The 21,565-nt window shown below is 70.4% G+C and carries 22 protein-coding genes; 11 read left to right on the top strand and 11 right to left on the bottom strand.

Translation table 11 applies throughout. The features are described 5' to 3' along the window. The 5 genes from VFR64_01750 to VFR64_01730 form a co-directional block, all read right to left on the bottom strand. Positions 1-1,131: CocE/NonD family hydrolase (locus VFR64_01750; protein HET9488469.1), on the bottom strand; the 1,131-nt coding region annotated here is incomplete at its 3' end. A gap of 81 nt (positions 1,132-1,212) precedes the next feature. Beyond that, positions 1,213-2,061: an LLM class F420-dependent oxidoreductase gene (locus VFR64_01745; protein ID HET9488468.1), complete on the bottom strand. Its 849-nt coding sequence runs from the start codon at positions 2,059-2,061 to the stop codon at positions 1,213-1,215. Then, the gene (locus VFR64_01740; GenBank protein HET9488467.1) at positions 2,058-2,468 is read right to left on the bottom strand and encodes a PaaI family thioesterase; all 411 of its coding nucleotides are present in this window, start codon (positions 2,466-2,468) and stop codon (positions 2,058-2,060) included. Before VFR64_01740 ends, VFR64_01745 begins: the two co-directional genes overlap by 4 nt. A gap of 18 nt (positions 2,469-2,486) precedes the next feature. Then, complete coding sequence (locus tag VFR64_01735; GenBank protein ID HET9488466.1) at positions 2,487-3,695, bottom strand: CoA transferase; 1,209 nt, start codon at positions 3,693-3,695, stop codon at positions 2,487-2,489. A 19-nt stretch (positions 3,696-3,714) separates the two neighbouring features. Next, positions 3,715-4,680 carry a 2-hydroxyacid dehydrogenase gene (locus VFR64_01730; protein ID HET9488465.1) on the bottom strand — a complete coding sequence of 322 codons (966 nt, stop codon included), beginning with the start codon at positions 4,678-4,680 and terminating at the stop codon, positions 3,715-3,717. Between the two features lie 114 nt (positions 4,681-4,794). Here VFR64_01730 and VFR64_01725 point away from each other — a divergent pair, with 114 nt between their 5' ends. Next, entirely contained in the window at positions 4,795-5,307 is a 513-nt protein-coding gene (locus VFR64_01725) for a VOC family protein (protein ID HET9488464.1), read from the top strand. A 139-nt stretch (positions 5,308-5,446) separates the two neighbouring features. On the opposite strand, the gene VFR64_01720 is transcribed toward VFR64_01725, so the two are convergent. Together VFR64_01720 and VFR64_01715 are read right to left on the bottom strand one after the other, a co-directional pair. Further along, positions 5,447-5,890: a VOC family protein gene (locus VFR64_01720; GenBank protein ID HET9488463.1), complete on the bottom strand. Its 444-nt coding sequence runs from the start codon at positions 5,888-5,890 to the stop codon at positions 5,447-5,449. 16 nt (positions 5,891-5,906) lie between these two features. Beyond that, a complete protein-coding gene (locus VFR64_01715; protein ID HET9488462.1) occupies positions 5,907-7,049 on the bottom strand; it encodes an amidohydrolase family protein in 1,143 nt (380 codons plus the stop codon). Between the two features lie 124 nt (positions 7,050-7,173). On the opposite strand from VFR64_01715, the gene VFR64_01710 reads away from it, so the two are divergent. Genes VFR64_01710 through VFR64_01695 form a run of 4 tightly spaced genes read left to right on the top strand, consistent with a single transcriptional unit; the run spans position 7,174 to position 11,517 of the window. Then, positions 7,174-8,619: an extracellular solute-binding protein gene (locus VFR64_01710; protein ID HET9488461.1), complete on the top strand. Its 1,446-nt coding sequence runs from the start codon at positions 7,174-7,176 to the stop codon at positions 8,617-8,619. A gap of 17 nt (positions 8,620-8,636) precedes the next feature. Further along, entirely contained in the window at positions 8,637-9,560 is a 924-nt protein-coding gene (locus VFR64_01705) for a sugar ABC transporter permease (protein ID HET9488460.1), read from the top strand. Continuing rightward, on the top strand, positions 9,557-10,432 hold the full coding sequence (locus tag VFR64_01700; protein HET9488459.1) for a carbohydrate ABC transporter permease: 876 nt from the start codon (positions 9,557-9,559) through the stop codon (positions 10,430-10,432). Before VFR64_01705 ends, VFR64_01700 begins: the two co-directional genes overlap by 4 nt. A 5-nt stretch (positions 10,433-10,437) precedes the next feature. Next, positions 10,438-11,517, top strand: a complete 1,080-nt coding sequence (locus tag VFR64_01695; protein ID HET9488458.1) for an ABC transporter ATP-binding protein — start codon at positions 10,438-10,440, stop codon at positions 11,515-11,517. A gap of 29 nt (positions 11,518-11,546) precedes the next feature. Here the strand turns inward: VFR64_01695 and VFR64_01690 are convergent, their stop codons facing one another. From VFR64_01690 to VFR64_01675, 4 genes are all read right to left on the bottom strand, one after another. Then, positions 11,547-11,840 carry a hypothetical protein gene (locus VFR64_01690; GenBank protein HET9488457.1) on the bottom strand — a complete coding sequence of 98 codons (294 nt, stop codon included), beginning with the start codon at positions 11,838-11,840 and terminating at the stop codon, positions 11,547-11,549. A gap of 115 nt (positions 11,841-11,955) precedes the next feature. Next, the gene (locus VFR64_01685) at positions 11,956-12,717 is read right to left on the bottom strand and encodes a DNA polymerase ligase N-terminal domain-containing protein (protein ID HET9488456.1); all 762 of its coding nucleotides are present in this window, start codon (positions 12,715-12,717) and stop codon (positions 11,956-11,958) included. Between the two features lie 120 nt (positions 12,718-12,837). Continuing rightward, positions 12,838-13,089 carry a hypothetical protein gene (locus VFR64_01680; protein HET9488455.1) on the bottom strand — a complete coding sequence of 84 codons (252 nt, stop codon included), beginning with the start codon at positions 13,087-13,089 and terminating at the stop codon, positions 12,838-12,840. Positions 13,090-13,118: 29 nt separating this feature from the next. Further along, a complete protein-coding gene (locus VFR64_01675; GenBank protein HET9488454.1) occupies positions 13,119-13,397 on the bottom strand; it encodes a hypothetical protein in 279 nt (92 codons plus the stop codon). A 125-nt stretch (positions 13,398-13,522) separates the two neighbouring features. Here VFR64_01675 and VFR64_01670 point away from each other — a divergent pair, with 125 nt between their 5' ends. The 6 genes from VFR64_01670 (at position 13,523) to VFR64_01645 (ending at position 21,374) form a co-directional block, all read left to right on the top strand. Then, positions 13,523-15,784: a transketolase C-terminal domain-containing protein gene (locus tag VFR64_01670; protein HET9488453.1), complete on the top strand. Its 2,262-nt coding sequence runs from the start codon at positions 13,523-13,525 to the stop codon at positions 15,782-15,784. Positions 15,785-15,832: 48 nt separating this feature from the next. Beyond that, a complete protein-coding gene (locus VFR64_01665) occupies positions 15,833-16,456 on the top strand; it encodes a UdgX family uracil-DNA binding protein (protein ID HET9488452.1) in 624 nt (207 codons plus the stop codon). Positions 16,457-16,697: 241 nt separating this feature from the next. Beyond that, the gene (locus VFR64_01660) at positions 16,698-18,179 is read left to right on the top strand and encodes an FAD-linked oxidase C-terminal domain-containing protein (protein ID HET9488451.1); all 1,482 of its coding nucleotides are present in this window, start codon (positions 16,698-16,700) and stop codon (positions 18,177-18,179) included. Positions 18,180-18,261: 82 nt separating this feature from the next. After that, on the top strand, positions 18,262-19,515 hold the full coding sequence (locus VFR64_01655) for an FAD-binding oxidoreductase (protein ID HET9488450.1): 1,254 nt from the start codon (positions 18,262-18,264) through the stop codon (positions 19,513-19,515). Between the two features lie 3 nt (positions 19,516-19,518). Beyond that, positions 19,519-20,856: a heterodisulfide reductase-related iron-sulfur binding cluster gene (locus tag VFR64_01650; GenBank protein HET9488449.1), complete on the top strand. Its 1,338-nt coding sequence runs from the start codon at positions 19,519-19,521 to the stop codon at positions 20,854-20,856. Next, positions 20,853-21,374, top strand: a complete 522-nt coding sequence (locus VFR64_01645; GenBank protein HET9488448.1) for a MogA/MoaB family molybdenum cofactor biosynthesis protein — start codon at positions 20,853-20,855, stop codon at positions 21,372-21,374. The genes VFR64_01650 and VFR64_01645 overlap by 4 nt, the downstream gene beginning before the upstream one ends. The last annotated feature ends 191 nt before the right edge of the window (positions 21,375-21,565 follow it).

Genomic DNA, 21,565 nt, shown 5'->3' with positions numbered 1-21,565 from the left:
GATGAGGCCTTCTTCCGGATCCAGGTGCATCGTGGTCCATCGGGTGTCGGGAAGTGGCCAACCCTGGGCTGTTCTGAGCTGGAATCCGTCGACTCTTCTGATGTTCAGCATGACGGGGGGACGTCGGTCCCAGCCGTTGTCCTCTCCCTTCAAGAAGTGGTTGAAGAACTCGAGTTGCAGGAGCCGCCCGTAGTCGGTGTAGAAGTGGGTCCAGTGCTCGATGCCGTGGACCTCGAGCCACTTCTGCTTGGCGGCCGCGCGCACGAAGCCCTCGAAGTTGCCACGAGGATGCAGCCCCTGGCCGCCCCAGTTCGCGGCCGACAGCAGCGGCACCTTCACCTTCGACCAGTCGGGCATCCGGGAGCGCCAGTACGGGGCGCTGGCCAGCGGATTGCGACGGCAGTCCTCGTAGAAGTCGCTGCGCTTGGCCCCCAGCTCCTCCTCGCTGAGGGTCGGCGGCCCCGCCACCCAGTCGCCGTTCATGCGCGAGCGGAACCCGCGCGTGCCGCGGCCGTGCTGGACGCGGATGACCTGCGAGGGGAACCAGGCCCGACCGAAGGTGCACAGGATGCCGCCGTGATGGGAGAGGTCCCGGTAGTAGTCGGCGGCGCCCTCCCAGATGCAGATGGCGGCGAGGTGCGGCGGCTGCAGGGCGGCCACCTGCCACTGGTTCATGGCGTAGTAGGAGATGCCGTTGAGGCCGATCTTCCCCGTGGACCACGGCTGCCGGGCCGCCCACTCGACGCAGTCGTGGAGGTCCTGCGCCTCGCGGGCCGACCAGATGTCCAGGTATCCGGGGGAGCGCCCGGCCCCTCGCGAGTCCACGCGCACGCAGGCGTAGCCGTCGGGCACCCACTTCTCGGGATCCACGACTTCCCAGTTCTGGTACTTGTTGGTGGAGCCCGCCGCGACGTCCGGGTGCTCGGCGATCATGCGGCGCCACTGGTCGGTGTAGAGGTCCTCGAAGTGCAGCCACTTGCCGTAGGGCCCGTAGGACAGGATGACGGGGTACTTGCCTTCGCGGATCGGCCGGTAGACGTCGGCGCGCAACACGATGCCGTCGTCGATGGGGACGGGCACGTCCCAGTCGATCCGCATCCCGTCCCGCACTTCGCTCTTGAACTCGCTCATGACCGGCTCCTTACGGCGTGATCTGGGCAGGCCTCTAATTATCACCGGCGGTCGCAGCGATCAAGGCGGCCCGGCCGGCCGCTACTTCAGCACGGCCTCGGCGATCCGCGTCAGCTGCGCCCCCATCTCGGCTTCCGTGCCGACCGCGGGCGGGCGGATGATGACGCGCGTGGCCCCGGCCTGGTGGAAGCGCCGGATGAGGCCGCGGTCGGCCGGCTGCCCGTACACCGAGATGGTGATCCGGGAGGGATCGCGGCCGGCATCCTTGGCGAGGCCATCGAGCGTGGCCCGGCTCTCGCGCACCTGCTCGGGGGTGATGCGGTTCGGCAGCCAGCCGTCGCCCCAGGCCACGATCCGCTGGAGCACGTTGGGCGCGAGGCCGCCCAGGATGATCGGCGGGTGTGGCTTCTGGGCGGGCTTGGGGAAGGACTTCACCGGGGGGAAGCTGTGGTAGCGGCCGTGGAACTCGGCCTCCGTCTTGGTCCACAGCTCCTTCATGGCCAGCACCGACTCGCGCACCTGCGTCCAGCGGTGCTCGAAGTCCCCGCCCATGATCTGTGTCTCTTCCCGCAGCCAGCCGGCGCCGACGCCGAAGAGGAACCGGCCGCCGCTGAAGAGATCGAGCGTGGCGACTTCCTTGGCCAGCAGCAGCGGGTGCCGCTCGGGGACGAGCACGACGCCGGTCCCCAGCTGGATCCGCCGGGTGACGGCGGAGGCCCGGGCCAGGGCGACGAACGGATCGACGAAGTGGGCATAGCTCTCGGGGATGATGCCATCCGGCGAGCCGGGAAAGCGGCTCGTCGTGTACACGGGCACGAACGGGTGCTCGGCGCACCAGAGCGACTCGAAGCCCAGCGCCTCGGCCGTGCGCGCGATGAAGGCGGGATCCACGTGGTAGGCGGGCAGCGGCAAGGAGATCCCGACGTTCATCGTGAGCGCTCCTTCCTCGTGTCCAGGATGTGACCGTCAGGCACGACCGCCAGGAACTGTCCTTCGAGGATTCGCTCCGGGGTGTCGGCCCGGCGGACGACCACCGTGACCCAGCGCCGCCGGCCCTCGCTGCGCTCCACCTGGGCCTCGGCCTCCAGACGCTCGCCCGTCACCACGGGGGCGAGGAACTTCGTCTCGGCGCTGGCCAGCACCACCGTGGGCTCGTTGACGGCCAGCATGGCGGCGTAGTCGGCCAGCCCGAAGGTGAAGCCGCCGTGGACGAGGCCCCGCTCGTCAGCCGCCATCTCGGGGGTCGTGTCCAGCGAAACCCGCGCGCGCCCCGGGCTCAGCTCCAGCGGGTGCCCGCACAGACGGGCCTCGATCCGCGGGTGGGTGCGGGGGGCCACATCCGGCCGCATCGCACGTCAGCCCACGACGCCGCGCTGCTGGAGGGCCTGCACGTCGTCCTTCGACAGCCCCAGCACCTCGGCCAGCACCTCCGCGGTGTGCTGGCCGGCCAGCGGAGGCGGCGTCGTCACCGCGTCCGAGGCGGACAGGCGCACCGGACAGCCGGGCAGGCGAATGCGGCCCCGGGTGGGATGATCGATGGTGGCGATCTGGCCGCGCGCGTTGAGGTGCGGGTCGTCCAGCACCTCGGCCGTGTCCAGCACGGCGCCGCACGGGACGCCGGCCTTGCCGAGGATCTCCATCACCTCCTGCTTCGTCCGCGCGCTCGTCCAGGCCCGGGTGATGGCGTCCAGCTCCTCGCGGTGCTGCCAGCGGGTCCGGGCGTCGGTGCAGCGGGGGTCGGTGACCAGATCCTCCCGCCCGATCGCCGTGGCGAACTGCCGCCACATCTCCTGGTTGATCGGCTGGACGTAGATGAAGACGTAGGTGTTGGGCCCGCCCGGCGCGCACGGATAGACGCCGCCCGGGACGCCGCCGAGCAGCGTGTTGTCGCGCCGTTCGGCGCCCCGGCCGTCGCGGTAGTGGTCCACGAAGCGTCCGCGCAGGAAGTTGGCCACCACCTCCTGCATCGACACCTCGACGAGCTGCCCCTGGCCCGTGCGCAGCCGCTGGATGTAGGCGGCCATGATGGCGCCTGCGGTGTGCACGCCGGTGCCGGTGTCGCCGATGGCCGCGCCGCACCGCACCGGCTCGCGATCGGCGAACCCGGTGACGCTCATCACCCCACCGGTGGCCTGGGCGATCATGTCGAAGCTCTTGTACTCGTGATAGGGGCCGGAGAGCCCGAAGCCCTTGATGCGCGCGACGATGATGGCGGAATTGACCGCGCGGAGCGCCGGGTAGTCCAGCCCCAGGCGCTCCATGAGTCCGGGCGCGAAGTTCTCCACCACGACGTCGGCGTGCTCGACCATCCGGAGAAAGAGGGCCCGGCCCTCCGGACGCTTGAGGTCGATGACGACGCTGCGCTTGTTCGCGTTGAAGACGAGGAAGAACATCGCGTCCAGGCCCGGCACCTCGGGCCGGTTGCGCCGCGACTGCTCGCCGCCCGGCGGCTCGATCTTGATGACGTCGGCCCCCAGCCAGCCCAGGAACTGGGTGCAGGTGGTGCCGGCCTCGAACTGGGTGAGGTCGAGGATGCGCATGCCGGCGAGCGCGCGCTCGCTCATCGGACGGCCTCCCCGGGCCTCACGCCAGCTCCGGGATCACCCAGCGCGGCCGTCCCCCGTTGGCCACGCGCTGGATGTTGTCGAAGCCGTTGCGGAATCGCGCCGTCCAGTTCTCCCAGGTCGGCCCCGCCGAGTGCGGCGTGAGGGTGACGTTGGGCAGGCTGAACAGCGGGTGGTTCGCCTGTGGCGGCTCCTCCACCATGACGTCGAGCCCGGCCCCGGCGATCTGGCCCTCCTTGAGCGCGCGGTACAGGGCGGCCTCGTCCACCACCCCGCCGCGGCACGTGTTGATGAGGATGGCCGAGCGCTGCATCATGGCGAGCTGCCGGGTGGACATCAGGTTGCGCGTGGTGTCGTCCAGCGGCACGTGCAGGGTCACCACGTCGGAGGTGCGCAGGAGCTCCTCGAAGAGGACGAAGCGGACCCCCAGGGCGTCCTCCTGGTCCTCGGTGAGCCGCGCGATGTCGTAGTACTGGATGCGCATGTCGAAGGCCGCCGCCCGCCGGGCCACCTTCTTGCCGATGTTGCCCAGCCCCACGATCCCCAGCAGCTTGCCGGGCATCTCGAAGACGCGCGACTGGTCGTGATCGCCCACGCGCCACTTGCCGGCGACGACGTCGTTGTGGAAGCGAACCAGTCGCTTGAGCACGGCCAGCATGAGCATGATGGCGTGCTCGGACACGGCGATGGCGTTGGCGCCGCCGTTGTTGGCCACGGGCACGCCGGCCTTGCGCGCCGCCTCGACGTCGACCCGATCGTAGCCGGCGCTGAGGAGCTGGACCAGGCGGAGCTTGGGCGCGGCCCGGAAGAACTCGTTGCCGATGGAGCGGGCCAGGCCCATGTAGTATTCGGCGTCGGCCGCCGCCTGGTAGAACTCCGGCGTGCCGGCATCGACCACCACCAGCTCGTAGCCGGCCGGCGTCAGAGAGCGGGCGATGTCGAGGATCACCTCGGGCTGTCGGGGCGAGAACAGGATCTTGGTCATGGCGACAATCGGGCCTCCCGAGCGTCGTGTCGGAACGACCGGATGCTAGCACAGCCGGGACGGCCTTGGGTTCGGCCAGTCGATGGGGTAGTGTTAGCTCCGGGAGGGACGGCGATGGGGAGCACGATCCGGCTCAAGAAGATCGGTCACGTGCAGCTCCGGGTGGCGGACCTCGAGCGGTCCAAGGCCTTCTATCGGGACGTCCTCGGCTTTCGCGTGTCGGAGCAAGATCCTCAGCACGGCGACCTGTTCATGACGCTGGGAGAGGACTTCCACACCCTGGACATGGCCCAGCACGAAAATCCGGAGCACGGCCGCGGGCCGAGCCGACCGGTCGGAGTCGCCCACATCGCCTTCCAGGTGGCGAGCTACGAGGCGCTCGGCGAGGCCTACCGCGCTCTGCTCGAGCACGGGGTCGTCATCGAGCGGGCCATGGACCACATCAACCAGCGCAGCATCTACTTCGCCGACCCCGACGGAAACCGGCTGGAGATCTACTACGAGATGCCCGGTGCGCTGCAGCGGTTTCCCGACGGGCGCGGTGATCAGAACTCCGAGCTCGCGGTGAGCCGGCCCGGTGAGCCGGCGCCGGAGTGGCTCGACGAGCCGTGGCCGGCGGCGCGCTAGCGCTGGACAGCTAGTCGGCGTTCTCCGCGGACTCAGGCGTTGACGGGGACGCCCCGGGATCGGGAATCGTCCGCGTTCGGCGCTGGGACGTTCCAGCTGGAACGCGCACACCGTCCTCGAGCCCGCGGGGCAAAGCCGCTCAGTGCGTGACTTTGGGGCTGAAGGTCGGCGTCCCTACCCAGCCGGTCTCCGACACGTCGAGCATGACGCCGTCGGGGCCTCCGTACTTCACCTCGACGTTGCCCTCGTAGCGGCGTCCGTGCCCGACCCCGAGCGCTTCGTTGACGTCGTCGCGGCGGCGCGAGCCGGCCTCCGCCAGCTTCTCGGCGATCGCCTCCAGGCTGTCGACCTGGAAGCCGATGTGGTGGATGCCCGAGTAGCCCTTGCCCCGCTCGGCCCCGGCCACCGCGTCGTTCTTGAAGTTGAGGATGGCCAGGTTGAGGTCGCCGTCGCTCAGGTAGTAGCCGGTGGCCCCCGGGCTGTCGACCTTGGCGATCTCCTTCATCCCGAACACCTCGATGTAGAACCGGGCGGTCGCGTCGACGTCCTGGGTGGAGATGGCGATGTGCTTGATCTTCGGCATGACACCCTCCTGGGGGTCAGTGGATGAACCCGTACAGCTTACCCGCATTGTCGCACACGATCTTCTGGCGCACCGCAGCGGGCAGATGGCCCAGCTCGCGCTCGATGAACTCGGCGGAATCCGGCCACACGCCGTCCGGGTGGGGGAAATCCGAGCCCCACATGACCGTGTCGTGGCCCAGCTCGTCGATCAGCTTGATGCCGATGCGGTCGGTCTGGTAGGTCGCTCGGCACTGGCGCCGCCAGTAGTGGCTGGGCGGCATGGTGAGCGAGAGCATCTTGAACTGATCTTCCCACTCCGCGTCCATGCGCTCCAGCACGTAGGGGATCCAGCCGATGCCGCTCTCCCCGATGACGATCTTCAGATCGGGGTAGCGCTCCAGCACCCCGCCGAAGATCAGCGAGCTCAGGATCGAGGCCATGTGCATCTGGAAGGTGGTCAGGTGCACGGCGCGGGTCACCTTGGGCAGCAAGCCCGGGAGCTTGTCGAAATCCACCCGCTGGCCGCCCACGGTGTGGAAGTGCAGGGGCAGCCGGGACTCGTGGGCCACCTGCCAGACGGGGGCCCACTGGGGATCCCACAGCGGCACGATGTCGTGCTGATTGGCGATCTCCAGGCCCCGGATGCCGCCCCGCTTCATCACCCGCCTGATCTCGTCCACGGCGGCCTCCACCGGGTGATTGGGAATGCAGGCCAGTCCGGCGTAGCGGTCGGGGTGGCTCTCGCAGAAGTCGGCCAGCCACTCGTTGTAGATCCGCATGACCTCCACGGCGGCCTCGGGGTCGTTCAGGCGCCGGGTCGTGCCGAGGATGCCGTACAGCACCTCGGCCTGGACGCCGTCGCGCTCTTGATCGAGGAGCCGCAGCTCGGGATCGGTGAGGCGACGGATCCCCCGCTTGCCGTCCTCGTAGAGCCCGGTGGAGGCCATGCGATCGGAGCGATGGATCTGCCCCGGCACGTACTCCCGGCCCGCCGAGCCCATGCCGTTCATCAGGCCCAGGTTGGCGCCCTGTCTGGTGACCCACACCGGCCCCTTGGGTCCGTCGGTGACGTACGGCATGCGGTCCCGCAGCCGGGCCGTGGAGCTCGACGTGAACAGATCGGGAGGCAGCCAGCAGAGGTCGATGTGGCAATCGGCCGAAATTCTAACGTAGCGCATGTCAGCCCTCCCGGCTCACGGGCGCTTCAGACCGGCCCTTACTATAGCCCGCTTGCCGCCTCGCCGCGCGTCGCGGTATCTTGCTGGCCCTGAGGCGAAGTCCTTGGCGAAGGAGGCGCGCATCATGAGCGACCGTGGGCTCTTCAGGCGGACGTTTCTTGGAACGGGACTGGCGGCGGCGCTGACCGGTCCCTGGGTGCTGCGGCACCCGCGGGCGGCCGAGGCCGGGCCGGAGGAGGACGGCGTCGTCAAGGCGGCCAAGAAGAGCAAGCCCGCCGACCTCAACGGCATGATCTGGTCGCTCTACTATCGCAACATGCAGCGCCTGTCCGACGAGTTCCGTGGCCTCACCGGCATCGGCGTGAAGAACATCCAGGACATCACCATCTTTCAGATTCCCCAGCGGGCGATGGCCGAAGCCCTGTCGCGCTCGGGCGAGTTCGATTTCTTCCACGTCGACTCCAACATGATCCCCTCCCTGGCCTCGGCCGGCCTGCTGGAGCCGCTCGATCCCTACATCAAGGAGACCGGCTACAAGCTCGACATGGTCGGCAACTTCGCCAGCTTCATGCAGTACAAGGGCCAGACGTACGGGATTCCCACCGACGGCAACGTCCACATCCAGTACATCCGCAAGGACTACTTCGAGAACCCCGAGGAGCGGAAGCGCTTCGCCGACAAGCACGGTCGCGAGCTCACGTGGCCCAAGACCTGGGACGAGCACCAGCAAGTGCTCGAGTTCTTCCACCGGCCGGACAAGGGGCTCACCGGCTCGGGCAGCCTGCGCAACCGGGCCAACGGCGCCACGTGGTGGTACATGTACTTCTACAGCGCGGGCGGCTTCCCGGTGAACGACGAGCTCGAGCCCACGCTGAACACGAAGGCCGGCGAATACGCGGTGGACGTTTACCTCAACCTCAAGAAGGTCTCCCATCCCGAGGCGCCCGGCTGGGGCACCCCCCAGATGATTCCCCAGATCGTGGGCGGCCACATGTTCTCCGCCCAGTACTGGGATGGCACCAGCCGGCAGATCGAGAGCGACCCGAAGTCGGCGACCAAGGGCAAGTTCCTCTACGGCTTGGTTCCGGGCTCCACCCTGAGCGGCAAGCAGATGCACCGGTCGATCTCGTCGCCCCTGGCCGCGGTGCTGGTGAACCGCCACAGCCCGCGCAAGCGCCAGGCCGCCTACATGGCGCTCTACTGGGGCACGCTGAAGAACAGCATCGAGATCGTGAGCCACCCCGAGTGGACGTTCCACGATCCCTGGCACAGCGGCCACTTCACCAGCCCCGAGGTGGAGAAGCGCTACACGAAGCCGGCCCTGGCGGCCATCAAGCGGAACCTCTTCGTCACCACGCCGCCCATTTACCTGACCGGGCACCTGGAGTTCCAGGACGTGCTGGCCAAGGCCCTGTCCGAGGCCTACGTGGGTCAGATCAAGGCCAAGGACGTCATCACGCAGACCGAGGCGGAGTGGCGCAAGCTCATCGCCAAGATCGGCAAGCGCAAGCTCAAGGAGGACCTGGCCAGCTACAAGGCGGCCTTCCCCAAGGTCGACGTGCCGGCCTGACCGGGGGGAGGGTCTACTTGCCGCGGAGCCATGGCCCGGGCGCCGTCTTCAAGTGGACCCTCCTCGCCCCGCTGTTCGCGCTGCTGCTGTTCCTCGTCCCGGTCTTCCTGCTCCAGCTCTACTTCAGCGTGCACTCGTGGACGATCTATCTGGGCAGCTGGTGGGACGCCGAGTTCGTCTGGTTCGACGTGTTCCAGGAGGTGCTGAGCGACCCCCGCTTCGGCTGGTCCATCGTGCGATCGCTCGTCTTCGCGGGGGTCTCCACGCTGGGCTGCTTCGCGGTGGGGTTCGGCCTGGCCCTGCTGATGTACCGGCCCTTCCGCGGCCACGGCCTCTACTACGCGTTCTTCATCCTGCCCATGCTGACGGTTCCGATCGTCATCGCCTACACCTTCGAGATGCTGCTCTACCAGAAGGGACCGGTGAACGGCATCCTGAGCGCGGTCCTGGGCACGGACGTCAACGTGATCTGGCTCGCCGATCCCCGGATCGCCGTGCTCACCACGGTGCTGCTGGAGATCTGGAACTGGACCCCCTTCGTGTTCATCATCATGATGGCCGGGCTGGCCGCGCTGCCCCGCGACCTGGAGGAGGCGGCTCAGAGCCTGGGGGCCAGCCGGTGGCGCATCTTCCTGGAGGTGAAGCTCCCGCTGCTGCGCCCGGTCATCTTCCTGGCCCTGATCCTGAGATTCCTGGAGGCCATCGGGGAGTTCCCCAAGACGTGGGCGCTGTTCCAGGGCGGGCCGGGGACCGCCACCGAGACCATCCCCGTCTATCTCTTCCTGACGACGTGGACGTACTTCCACGTGTCCCGGGGCGCCGCCATGTCCTACGTGGTGCTGCTGCTGATGGTCGGCATCGTGCTCATGGCCATCCGGATGCTCCGGCGGGAGAAGCGGATCCTCGACCGCCTGTACCAGGCCCCGGCGGCGCGGCCGTGACCCGCCAGGCTCGACGCCGGCTCTTCGCGGGGTTCCGGTTCACGATGCTCACGCTGTGGCTCCTCGTTGTCGCCTTCCCGATGTACTGGGTGCTCTCCACCTCGTTCAAGCCCGGCCACGAGTGGTTCGCCTGGCCGCCCGTGTACTGGACGTCGGAGCCGACCCTCGACAACCACCGCGCGGTGTGGGTGGGAGAAACGGAGGCCCTCCGGACCCAGGAAGCGTTCTCCATGCAGAAGCCGTTGCTGGCGCTGCAGCACAGCCTCACCATCGCGCTCATCGCCACCACGCTCTCGGTCTCGCTGGGCACGCTGCTCGCGTACGGCGCCTCCCGCTATCGCCTGCTCTCGGAGCGGCGGATGTTCAACCTCCTCATGCTCCGGATGGTCCCGCCGATCGTGGTGGCCGCGCCGCTCACCCTCTACTACTCGGCCCTCAACCTGCTCGACACGGTGACCGGTCTGGTGATCGTCTACGTCATCACCACGCTGCCCTACTCCGTGTGGATGACCAAGAGCTTCATCGACGAGATCCCCGTCGAGGTGGAGCAGGCCGCCGCCATCCTGGGCGCCGGCCGGTGGCGGACCATCTGGGAGGTGACGCTGCCCCTGGTCCGCTCGGGCCTGGTGGCCACGTTCATGTTCGTCCTCATCCTGGCCTGGAGCGAGTACCTGATGGCCCTGATCCTGACCAAGACGGAAGTGGTGACGTTGCCGGTCCAGCTGGCCAAGTACGAAGGGTCGAGCGAGGGCCGCGTCTACGGCCGGCAGGCGGCCCTGGCCGTGGGCATCACGCTGCCGCTCATCATCATCGGCTGCCTGATCCGCAAGCACCTGGTCCGGGGCTTCAGCTTCGGCATGGTGAAGAGGTAGGCCGGATGGCCCGCATCGAGGTGCGGGGGCTGCGCAAGGTCTTCGGCGGCGGCGTGGAGGCCGTCAAAGGGCTCGATCTGGCGATCGAGGAGGGGGAGTTCGTCGTGCTGGTCGGGCCCTCGGGCTGCGGCAAGACGACGACCCTCCGAATGATTGCGGGGTTCGAGGAGCCCACGGCGGGCGAGATCCGCATCGACGGCCGGGTGGTCAACGACCTGGAGCCCGGCCAGCGGAACCTGGGCATGGTGTTCCAGAGCCACGCCCTGTTCCCCCACAAGACGGTGGCCGAGAACATCGAGTTCGGGCCGCGCATGAAGAAGGTCGATGCGGCGACGCGGCGGCGCCGGGTGCGAGAGGTGGCCGACCTGGTCCGCATCACGCACCTGCTGGACAAGTTCCCGGCCCAGTGCTCGGGCGGCGAGGCCCAGCGGGTGGCGCTGGCCCGGACCCTGATCACCGAGCCCTCCGCCTTCCTGCTCGACGAGCCGCTGGCCAGCCTGGACGCCAAGCTACGCCGCGAGATGCGGGCGGAGATCGATCGCCTGCACGAGGAGCTGCGCAAGACGTTCGTGTTCGTCACCCACGATCAGGAGGAGGCCATGACGCTGGCCGACCGGATCGTGGTCATGCAGGCCGGCCGCGTCGAGCAGGTGGGCACGCCGCTCGAGATCTACAACGACCCGGTCAGCTACTTCGTCGCGGACTTCTTCGGCAGCCCGTCGATGAACCTGCTGGCGGGAACGCTCCGCGCCGCGGCCGGCCGTCCGCGCTTCGAGGGGGCGGGCTTCGCCGTCGAGCTGCCGGCGGCCTTCGCCAGCGCCCCCGAAGGCCGGTACTCCCTGGGCGCCCGGCCCGAGCACGTTCGCGTGGGGGGCGATGGCACCTTTCACTGGCGCGCCAAGCTCGTCGAGCCGTTGGGCAAGGACACGCTGATCTACTTCGACCACGGGGCCGAGCGGCCCACCATCGCCGTCGTCGAGGGCGCCAGCCCCTACCGGGTAGGCGATGCGCCGGGGATCAGATTCGACCTCGATCGAGTCTACCTGTTCGACGCCGCCGGCCGCCGCGTGCGCGGGTCACGCTAGACGCTCGTCCGCGGGCCGGAAGCGTGAGGTCAGGAGGGGCTGGCGGTCTCCTCCGGCGGCGCGTCGCTGATGAGCACCCAGTCGTCCGGGGGCTCACCGTCCGGGCGGGTGCCGACGGTCGAGGTCACCACGCGAGCCCGGCTGGGTGAGAACCATTCCCATACCCCGCTGGGGGCCCCCGTCTCCTGCGGAGCGTCGATGTCCGGGCCGGTCACTCCCTCCGCGGCGCGGGTGAGCTTCCGCTCCCGCTTGGCCTGCTGCTTCTGACGACGAGCGGTGTCTCGGCGGCGACGATCGAACCCGTATTGACGGCCCCGGCTCACGGATGGCAGCCGTGCCGGGGGGACGTGAGCAGGCGGGCGATCATGCCTCAGCCTAGCCCATGCGCGTAGCCCGCACAAGCGGGCCGCGCGACACCAGCGTGCCGGAGGGCGGCCCTCAGCGCGCGCGCCGGCGACGCTGGGGCCTGGGCGGTGACCGGACGGCCGACCTGGCGTCCGTCGCCTCCCCATCCGCGGCGGCGGCTTCGATGAGCTGGCGGGGACTGGCGCCGGCGGCGCGGGCGATCTCCGCCATCGTGCGACCGGAGACGACGGAGCGCGGATGGGTGACCGTGGGATCGGTGGTGGACGCCCACCGATCGCGGTGCTTGATCAACAACCACTGGCGCTCGCCGGTCCGCACCAGCGCCCAGCCGCCGGCGAGCCTCTCGCCGAGCAGCATGAGCTTGAGCTCCCCTTTGGCGAGCTGGCGGTCGACGTCGGCCTCGTCGCCGAGGCGGTCGCCGACCACCGGGGCCCAGACGCCGTGATCCCAGATCATCACGGTCCCGCCGCCGTATTCGCCCTCGGGGATCACCCCTTCGAACTCGTTGTAATCGATCGGATGGGGCTCCGTCTCCATGGCCAGCCGCTTGACCGCCGGATCGAGCGAGGGACCCTTGGGCACCGCCCACGAGAGCATGACGCCCCGGTGCTCGAGCCGGAAGTCGTAGTGCAGGCGACGCGCACGGTGTTTCTGGATCACGAACTGCAGCGGCCGGCCGGGCGTCGGGCTGCCTCCCGGAGCGCGGCCAGCGGGCTCGGGGGTGACCTCGAACCGCCGCTTGCGGTTGTATTCGGCCAGACGGCCGTACCGGCTCAGATCGGGCAGGGGCCTCGCCCGGGCGCGGCGGCGGGGTGTTCGCCGTGCGCGCGCCATCGCGCTCAGGCGCCGGCGTCGACGCGTGGGGACAACATGGATGCTGACCTCTCGGCCGGGATCGGTGCAACCGGCGTGCCGGCTCCCGCGACCCGGGAGCCGGCAGTCGCCGAACCGGCGTCAGCGCTCGAGAATCTGTTCCTGGCCGACCGTGACGGGCCGGCCCCACCAACCTTCTTCGCGCGCCGTGGCGACGTCCTGACGGCTGACGCGAGCCGCCGCCGCTTCACGGTTTCGCACCGAAAAGTACAGGTGTTCGCCAGAGGCGAAGTGGGAGCCCTGACTCTTCCACGTCGCCCATTCCTCGCTGCTGGCGCATCCGGCCAGCGCGACGACGGCACCCAGGAGCACGACAACGAAGCGCCGCTGCATGTGAACCCCCTCTTCGACGCCGGCGCCGGTCACCGGTCGTCGCTCTCTCGGGCACCAGACAGCGGCCCGCCCTGTCGCGCCGCTCGAGCGCGGCGAACCAGGGCCCAGCCGAGCGACGCCAGCTGGGCGTCGACGTCGGGGCGGATTCGACGCTCGCCCCGCCGGCGCTCATCGGGCCACGCCACCTGCTGCCCCCGCCGTTCACCGAACCGGCGGTCGTAGAGTACCGCGACGTCGCGTTCGGCCCCAAATTCCCGCAGCAGGGTCTCGTACAGCGCCGGGTGGTCGCGCGCCACGATGAACAGCATGACGCTCCCCGGAGCCGGCCTGGGCGGGCGTGTCTCCATAAGTGGGCAGGGTATAGTCCCCGCGCCGCTAGGTTGCCGTCAAGAGGTTGTCGAGCCCAGAGCGGCCGAGTAGAGTCTCGAGGAGGATGACGGAACTAGAGGTTTTGGAGCGTATCCAGCGCCGCGTCCTGTGGCTGAGCACCTGGATGGTGCATCATGCCAACGCGCTCCGGCCGAACGCCGACGGCGTCAAGGTCGGTGGCCATCAGGCCTCGTCGGCCTCGGCCGTCTCACTGCTCACCGCGCTCTACTTCAAGGCGCTCGGCCCCGGCGATCTCGTGGCCGTCAAGGCGCACGCGGCGCCGGCGCTCTACGCGGCGCAGTATCTCCGCGGGCGTCTGGACGCCGCCGCCCTGCGCGAGCTGCGCAGCTTCGGTGGTCTGCAGGCCTATCCCAGCCGACGCAAGAACCCGGACCTCGTCGAGCTCACGACCGGATCGATGGGGCTCGGCGCGGTGCAGGCCACGTTCGCCGCGCTGACCACGCGCTACCTGCTCGATCACGGCGCGCCCGGCGCGGCCGAACGCGTCATCGTCATGGTCGGCGACGCCGAGCTGGACGAGGGCAACGTGTGGGAGGCGCTGGCCGAGGAGGTGGTCGGACGCCTCCCCAACGTGGTGTGGCTCGTCGACGTCAACCGCCAGAGCCTCGATCGGATCGCGCCCGACGTCCGGCGGCGCCAGCTCCCCGCGCTGTTCGCCGGCCTCGGATGGCGGGTGATCGAGCTCCGCTGGGGCCGGCGTCTGCACGCGCTGTTCGCGCGTCGCGGTGGACCCAGGCTGCAGGAGCGGCTGGAGAGCATGCCCTATGCGGAGTATCAGAGCCTGCTCCGGCTGGGACCGGCGGCGGTCCGCAAGGCGCTGGTGACCACGGAGTCGCTTCTCGCCGAGCTCACCGACGACGAGCTGGCCGGGCTCATCCAGGACGTCGGCGGACACGACATCGCGGCGATCCTCGATGCGCTGGCCGAGGCGGCTCGGGAGCCGCAGCGCCCCACCGTCATCCTCGCCCACACGATCAAGGGCTGGGGACTGCCCCTGGCCGGCGACCCGCTCAACCACACCGCGCTGCTCACCGGCGCCCAGATCGAGGAGCTGCGCGCGGCGATGGGCCTGAACGCCGGCGACGAATGGTCGGGGTTCGCCGAGGGCAGCCCGGAAGCGGAGTGGATTCGTCGACTGCCACCGCTGTTCGCGCCGCCTGCACCGCGGGCGCCGGCGGTGCCGGTGCCGCGCGCTCTGGAGGAGTCGTATGCCGGCGACCTCTCGACCCAGGAGGCTTTCGGGAGGGTGCTGGGGGCGTTGAGTCGGCTGCCGGTGGCCGACGCCGTGGTCACGGTGTCGGCCGACGTCGCGGTCACCACGCATCTGGCCGGCTGGATCAATCGACGGGGCGTCTATTTCCCGCAGGACAAGCCCAACTACTTCGGCGAGCTTCCGCTGGCGGTGCCGTGGCGGGAGTCCCCCCGGGGGCAGCACATCGAGCTCGGCATCGCCGAGCACAACCTCTTTCTCCTGCTCGGCGCGCTGGGGCTGGCCCATGAGCTCCAGGGCACGACGCTCCTGCCCATCGGCACGCTCTACGATCCGTTCCTGGCCCGCGGGCTCGACGCGCTGTACCACGCTCTCTATGCGGGCGCCCGGTTCGTCGTCGTGGCGACACCCTCGGGGGTGAGCCTGGCCGCCGAGGGCGGCGCTCACCAGTCGGTGATCACCCCGGGCATCGGCGTTGCGCTGCCCGACCTGGCGTATTACGAGCCCGCATTCGCGCGGGAGGTCGAATGGATCCTGCTGACGGCGCTGGCCGACGTGGCCGCGCGTCGCGGCGACAGCCTCTACTTGCGGTTGTCGACCCGCCCGCTCGACCAGACCCTGGCGCCAGCCCCGTCGGACTCCTACCGCGACGCCGTGCTGGCGGGCGGCTACCGCCTGGTGGACGCCCGCGCCGAGCCGGGCTGGGACCCTGAGAGCAACGCCGTGCACCTCTTCGCCACCGGCGTGATGGTGGCCGACGCCGTGGCCGCCAGCCGGCGGCTCCGGCAGTCGGGGATCCTGGCCAGCGTCTTCGTGGTGACGAGCCCGGACCGTCTCTACCGGGGCTTGCGGCAATCGCGTCCGCATCTGGAGCAACTGGTCAGCGCCGAGGAGGAAGGCGTGCCCGTGGTCTCCGTGCTGGACGGCCACTCGCACGCGCTGGCCTTCCTGGGCTCGGCGCTCGGCGTCCCCCAACTCGCGCTGGGCGTGGACCACTTCGGCCAGTCGGGGAGCCGGGCGGCGCTCTATCAGCACTACGGCATCGATGCCGAGGCTATCGCGCGCGCGGCCCGCACGCTCCTGGGCGAGACCTGACCGCCGCCGGCTCCGCCGTCCCATCCGGCGGGTCGTACAATCGAATCGATGTCCGCCTCGGCGTTCGTGCCCGACGATCCGACCCTGCCCAGGCTCCGGGCCGCCTCGGCCCGGTGCACGGGATGCGAGCTGTACCGGCGCGCGACTCAGACGGTGTTCGGCGAGGGAACGCCGCCGGCGCGCGTGATGCTGGTCGGCGAGCAGCCCGGCCACGAGGAAGATCTCTCGGGCCGGCCATTCGTCGGGCCGGCCGGCCGGCTGCTCGACGAAGCCCTGGCCGAATCCGGCATCGATCGCGCCCAGGTCTACGTGACGAACGTGGTCAAGCACTTCAAGTGGGAGCCGCGCGGCAAGCGCCGCATCCATGCCAAGCCCAGCGCCGGCGAGATCACCGCCTGTCGGCCCTGGCTCGACGCCGAGATCGCCGTGGTGCAGCCGCGGGTGATCGTCTGCCTGGGCGCCACCGCGGCCCAGGCCCTGCTCGGGCGTCAGTTCCGCGTGAGCCGCGACCGCGGGCAGTTCGTCTCCTCGCCGCTGGCGCCGCGCGTGCTGGCCACCGTGCACCCATCCGCCGTGCTGCGAGCTCCCGACGACGAGACCCGCCGCCGGGAGCGGCAGCGGTTCATCACCGACCTCCGCGCCGTCGCCCGCGCCCTGACGCCCGCCGCCTGATTCGTCCCCTTCCGAACCCGATTGCTAAGCCCCGGGGCTGGCCAGCCGGCGCCTGGAGTCGCGGGAGGGGTCCCGAGACTCGTTTCCCGCCGCCTATTACCGGGCCTCACGCGTCGGTGGAGCCCAGTCACCCCCGGTCCCTGCGGCCGCCAGCCTCGTGGTCTCGGGAGCCCCTCCCGCGACTCCAGGCGCGAGCCGCCCAGCCGCGGGCCCCGCACCCGCCGCCCGCGGTATAATTCGAATGGCCATGGCAGTCCTCACCGACGCCCGCAAACGCGACCTGCGCCGCGAGCTCGAGGCGCTGGTCGGGCGGGGAGCGGTCCTCAGCGACCCCGACGAGCTGCTGGTCTACGAGTCCGACGGCCTCACCCTGTTCCGGGCGCTCGCCGACTTCGTGGTGTTCCCCACCTCCGCCGAGCACGTCTCGGCCATCGTGAAGCTGGCCAACCGTGAGGACCTGCCCTTCGTTGCTCGCGGGGCGGGCACGGGGCTGTCGGGAGGCTGCTTGCCGGCCGAGGGCGGCATCGTCATCTCGCTCATGCGGATGAACCGCGTGCTGGAGGTCGACTACGACAACCAGGTCGCGGTCGTCGAGCCCGGGCTGGTGAACCTGCATCTGTCCTGGGCGGTGGGGCCGGCCGGGTACTACTACGCTCCCGACCCGTCCAGTCAGCAGGCCTGCACGATCGGCGGGAACATCGCCAACAATTCCGGCGGCCCCCACACCCTCAAGTACGGCGTCACCGTCAACCACGTGCTGGGCCTCGAGGTCGTGATGCCCGACGGCGAGATCGTGTGGCTCGGCGGCAAGACGCGCGAGTCGCAGGGCTACGACCTGCCCGGCATCTTCGTGGGCTCCGAGGGGACGTTCGGCATCGCCACCAAGATCGTCGTGCGCATCCTGCGCAAGCCGCAGGCGGTGAAGACGGTCCTGGCGGTTTTCGACCGCGTGGAGCAGGCTTCCGCCGCGGTCTCCGAGGTGATCGCACGCGGGCTCGTGCCCGCCGCGGTCGAGATGATCGACCGGCTCACCATCCAGGCGGTGGAGGACGCGTTCGGCTGCGGCTACCCGCGTGATGCGGCGGCCGCGGTGCTGGTGGAGCTGGACGGGCTGGCCGAGGGCATGTCGGCCCAGACCGAGCGAATCGTGCAGGCGTGCCGGGACAGCGGCGCCCGCGAGGTACGAGCGGCCCGGGACGAGGCGGAGCGCCAGCTGCTCTGGAAGGGCCGCAAGTCGGCGTTCGGCGCGTACGGCCGGATCTCGCCAGCCTACATGGTGATGGACGGTGTGATCCCCCGGACGAAGCTGCCCTACGTGCTGGCCCGCGTGAACGAGATCGTCGCCAGCCACGGGCTGCGCGTGGGCAACGTCTTCCACGCCGGCGACGGCAACCTCCATCCCAACATCCTCTACGACCCGCGCGTGTCCGGCGAGGAGGAACGCGTGGTGCAGGCGGGCGCCGAGATCATGAGGCTCTGCGCCGAAGTCGGCGGCTCGATCTCGGGGGAGCATGGCATCGGGCTGGAGAAGGCCGATTTCATGGCCTTCATCTTCTCGCCGGCCGACCTGGAGTTCATGCAGGGGCTCAAGCGCGCCTTCAATCCCACAGGCCGCTGCAACCCCGGCAAGGTGTTCCCGACGCGGAAGTCGTGCGGCGAGGCGGGCCCCAGCGCCTACCGGCCGCATCCCATCGAAGAAAAAGGCCTGGCCCAGCGCTTCTAGCGCGGGCGTTGTCCGCTCCGAGGAGGACGCGCTGCTCGACAAGCTCCGCTCGATCGTCGGCCCCCCCAACCTGCTCACGGCCGTGGACCTGGGGCCCTACGTCGTGGAGGGGCGTTCGCCGGAGGCGGCGGTCTTCCCGGGCTCGGTCGACGAGGTGCGAGCGGTCGTCGCCCTGGCCGCGACGGAGGGCGTGCCGATCGTCCCCTGGGGCGGCGGCACGGCCGCCAGCCTGGGGACCCCCGCCGCCCGCGCCGGGCTGGTCCTGGGCCTGGCCCGGATGGCCCGGCTGCTCGAGCACGAGCCCGGCGACCTGACGGCCACCGTCGAGGCGGGGATGCCGGTGGCGGCGCTGCAGACCGCGCTGCGGGCCCGGGGCCAGTGGCTCTCGCTGGACCCCCCGGACGCCGAGCGCGCGACCATTGGCGGCGTGATCGCCGCCAATGCCTCCGGCCCGCGGCGGCATCTCTACGGCACGCCGCGCGATCTGCTCATCGGCGTCACCGTGGTGACCGGCGAAGGCGCCCTGGTGCGCGGAGGCGGCAAGGTCGTGAAGAACGTCGCGGGATACGATCTGCCCAAGCTCTTCGTCGGCTCGTTCGGGACGCTGGGCATCATCGTGGAAGTCACGGTGAAGCTCCGGCCGCTCCCGGACGCCGAGCGTCTCGTCGCCGTGCGGTTCGATCGGCTGAAGGATGCCGGAACCGCGGTGCGGACCGTCACCGGCTCCGACCTCATTCCGAGCGCGCTCGAGCTCCTGGATGCCGAGGCCGGGCGCAGCCTGGGCTCGGGGCCAGGCGCCAGCCTGGTGGTCGGCTTCGACGGCCTGGCCGAGCAGGTGGCCTGGCAGTGCGACGAGCTGCGGCGGTTGACGGCGCCGCTGGGCGGCCACGGGATCGCCCCGCTGCCCGACGAGGCGTGGTCGCGGCTGTGCACAGCGGCCCGGGCGGCCTTCGCGACGCCGGCCGCGGTGATGAAGCTTGTCGTGCTGCCGGTCACCGTCGCCGACGTGATGGAGCAGGGGGCCAACGCGGTCCGGCAGCGGGGCCTGCTCAGCGCGTGGAGCGCCCACGCCGGCGTCGGCGTGCTGACCGCCGCCGTCTTCTCACCCGGCGGGCAGGCGGATCCCGCGGCGATCGCCGCCGTGCTCGAGGACTGGCGCGGCATGGCCGGCGCCGGCGGGGGCTACGCGGTGCTGGAGTGGGCGCCGCTCACCGTCAAGGCGCTCGTCCCCGTGTGGGATGCGCCCGGGGCCGCCGGCCGCATCATGCAGCGGATCAAGGCCCAGCTCGATCCGCTCGCCATCCTGAACCCGGGCCGCTTCGTGGCCGGGATCTGAGCCATGCCCCCGACCATCTCCGAGCACGCCGCTCGCCCCACTGGCCCGCTGATGCTGGGCGACCTGTCGGTGGAGGGGGTGAACCAGTGCGTGCACTGCGGCCTCTGTCTGGCCTACTGCCCCACCTTCTCGGAGCTGGGTACCGAGATGGACTCGCCACGAGGCCGCATCTTCCTCATCAAGTCGCTCGCCGAGGGCCGCATCGCGATGAGCGACTCCGTGATCGAGCACCTGGGTCTGTGTCTGGACTGCCGGGCGTGCGAGACCGTCTGCCCGGCCGGCGTGCCCTATGGCCGCCTCATCGAAGCGGCCAAGGCGGCGATCGAGCACCAGCGGCCCGGCAGCCTGCTCCGCCGGCTCTTCCGGTGGGTCAACTTCGAGCTCCTGCTGGGTCGTCCAGCGGGGCTCCGGCTCGCCGCCGCCGGGCTGCGCGCCTACCAGGCGAGCGGTCTGCAGACGGTGGCCCGGCGCGCCGGGCTCGTGAGGTTGCTCCCCGGACCTCTGCCTGCGTGGGAGGCCCTACTGCCGCCCTTGCCTCAGGCGAGCGAGCGAGGACGGCTCCCCGCGTTGACCCCCGCGCAGGGCGAGCGACGGGGGCGCGTGGCTCTGCTCACGGGCTGCGTACAGTCCGTCGCCTTCGGCGCCCACAACCAGGCCACGGTGCGTCTGCTGGCCCGGAACGGCTGGGAGGTCGTGGTGCCGCAGGAGCAGGGCTGCTGCGGCGCGCTGAACGCGCACGGCGGCGATCACGACCGCGCGCTGGCGATGGCGCGGGCCCTCGTCGACGTGTTCTCGCGAGCCGAGGTCGACGCCATCGTGGTCAACACCTCGGGCTGCGGGGCGCACATGAAGGCGTACGGCACGCTGCTGGCCGGCGACCCCGCCTGCGCGGAGCGGGCCCGCCGGGTGGCCGGCGCCGTCCGGGACATCGCGGAGTTCCTGGCCCAGGAGCCGCTGCGTGGCCCGTTGCGGCCGGTGCCGATGACGGTCACCTACCACGATCCCTGTCACGTGGTGCACGGCCAGAAGATCCGGAGCCAGCCGCGCGCGCTCCTGGCCCAGGTGCCCGGGCTCAAGGTGGTCGAGCTGAAGGAGTCCGACTGGTGCTGCGGCTCGGCGGGCATCTACAACCTGACCCAGCCCGAGATGGCGACGAGGCTCCTGCACCGCAAGGTCGGACACGTTCAGGCCACGGGCGCCGAAGCCGTGGTGACGGCGAATCCCGGCTGTATCCTACAGATCCAGGCCGGGCTGCGCGCTCACGGGGCCCCGACGCGCGTGCTGCACCTCGTGGAGGTGCTGGATCGCGCGTATGGCGCGGAGGCGGCCGGCGCGCGATGAGCCGGCCCACCGCCGCCACGCCGGACGCCCACAAAGCGTACGCGCCCAAGTCGGTGGTCTGCTTCGTCCTCACGATCTCCGACACCAAGACGGAAGAGACCGACACGAGCGGCAAGCTGATTCGCGAGCTCCTCGAAGGCGCCGGCCACCGGGTGGCCGGCTCGCGCATCGTCCGCGACGAGCCGGCCGAGGTCGCGCGCATCGTGCGGGAGGCGGCGGCCGAGCCCGGCATCCAGGCGATCGTCCTCACCGGCGGGACGGGGATCACCTCGCGCGACTCCACCTACGAAGCCGTGGACTCCCTGCTCGACAAGCGCCTGCCCGGCTTCGGCGAGCTGTTCCGCGTGCTCTCCTACCAGGAGATCGGGCCGGCCGCGATGCTCTCCCGGGCCCAGCTCGGCGTCGTGCAGCGGCGCATCGTCGCCTCGCTCCCGGGCTCGCCGAACGCCTGCCGGCTCGCCCTGGAGAAATTGCTGATCCCCGAGCTCGGTCATCTGGTGGGCGAGGTCAGTCGCTAAGAGAAGGGCAGCTCGCCGCGCCGAACGGCGAGCAGTGGCGGCGCCCGCGATCGTGCGAGACAATTGCACCATGAGGTCCGAAACCGTCACAGCCGTCGCTCGCCTGCTCGCCACGCTGACGCTCGTCTGGGCGGGCCTCGGCTTCCAGCCGGCGACCAGCGCGGGGTCGCGGGCGATCAATCGGCTGAACC

The organism is Candidatus Methylomirabilota bacterium, assembly GCA_035709005.1.
Classification (GTDB): Bacteria; Methylomirabilota; Methylomirabilia; order Rokubacteriales; family CSP1-6; genus 40CM-4-69-5.
This window is presented reverse-complemented; position numbering and strand designations above follow the sequence as displayed.

Excerpts from the sequence above, each read along its gene's own strand:
- VFR64_01670 (HET9488453.1), top strand. The coding sequence starts at position 13,523 with ATGACGGAACTAGAGGTTTTGGAGCGTATCCAGCGCCGCGTCCTGTGG.
- VFR64_01720 (HET9488463.1), bottom strand. The coding sequence starts at position 5,890 with ATGCCGAAGATCAAGCACATCGCCATCTCCACCCAGGACGTCGACGCG.
- VFR64_01665 (HET9488452.1), top strand. The coding sequence starts at position 15,833 with ATGTCCGCCTCGGCGTTCGTGCCCGACGATCCGACCCTGCCCAGGCTC.
- VFR64_01735 (HET9488466.1), bottom strand. The coding sequence starts at position 3,695 with ATGAGCGAGCGCGCGCTCGCCGGCATGCGCATCCTCGACCTCACCCAG.
- VFR64_01660 (HET9488451.1), top strand. The coding sequence starts at position 16,698 with ATGGCCATGGCAGTCCTCACCGACGCCCGCAAACGCGACCTGCGCCGC.
- VFR64_01685 (HET9488456.1), bottom strand. The coding sequence starts at position 12,717 with ATGGCGCGCGCACGGCGAACACCCCGCCGCCGCGCCCGGGCGAGGCCC.
- VFR64_01695 (HET9488458.1), top strand. The coding sequence starts at position 10,438 with ATGGCCCGCATCGAGGTGCGGGGGCTGCGCAAGGTCTTCGGCGGCGGC.
- VFR64_01715 (HET9488462.1), bottom strand. The coding sequence starts at position 7,049 with ATGCGCTACGTTAGAATTTCGGCCGATTGCCACATCGACCTCTGCTGG.
- VFR64_01730 (HET9488465.1), bottom strand. The coding sequence starts at position 4,680 with ATGACCAAGATCCTGTTCTCGCCCCGACAGCCCGAGGTGATCCTCGAC.
- VFR64_01745 (HET9488468.1), bottom strand. The coding sequence starts at position 2,061 with ATGAACGTCGGGATCTCCTTGCCGCTGCCCGCCTACCACGTGGATCCC.
- VFR64_01725 (HET9488464.1), top strand. The coding sequence starts at position 4,795 with ATGGGGAGCACGATCCGGCTCAAGAAGATCGGTCACGTGCAGCTCCGG.
- VFR64_01710 (HET9488461.1), top strand. The coding sequence starts at position 7,174 with ATGAGCGACCGTGGGCTCTTCAGGCGGACGTTTCTTGGAACGGGACTG.
- VFR64_01675 (HET9488454.1), bottom strand. The coding sequence starts at position 13,397 with ATGCTGTTCATCGTGGCGCGCGACCACCCGGCGCTGTACGAGACCCTG.
- VFR64_01645 (HET9488448.1), top strand. The coding sequence starts at position 20,853 with ATGAGCCGGCCCACCGCCGCCACGCCGGACGCCCACAAAGCGTACGCG.
- VFR64_01680 (HET9488455.1), bottom strand. The coding sequence starts at position 13,089 with ATGCAGCGGCGCTTCGTTGTCGTGCTCCTGGGTGCCGTCGTCGCGCTG.
- VFR64_01650 (HET9488449.1), top strand. The coding sequence starts at position 19,519 with ATGCCCCCGACCATCTCCGAGCACGCCGCTCGCCCCACTGGCCCGCTG.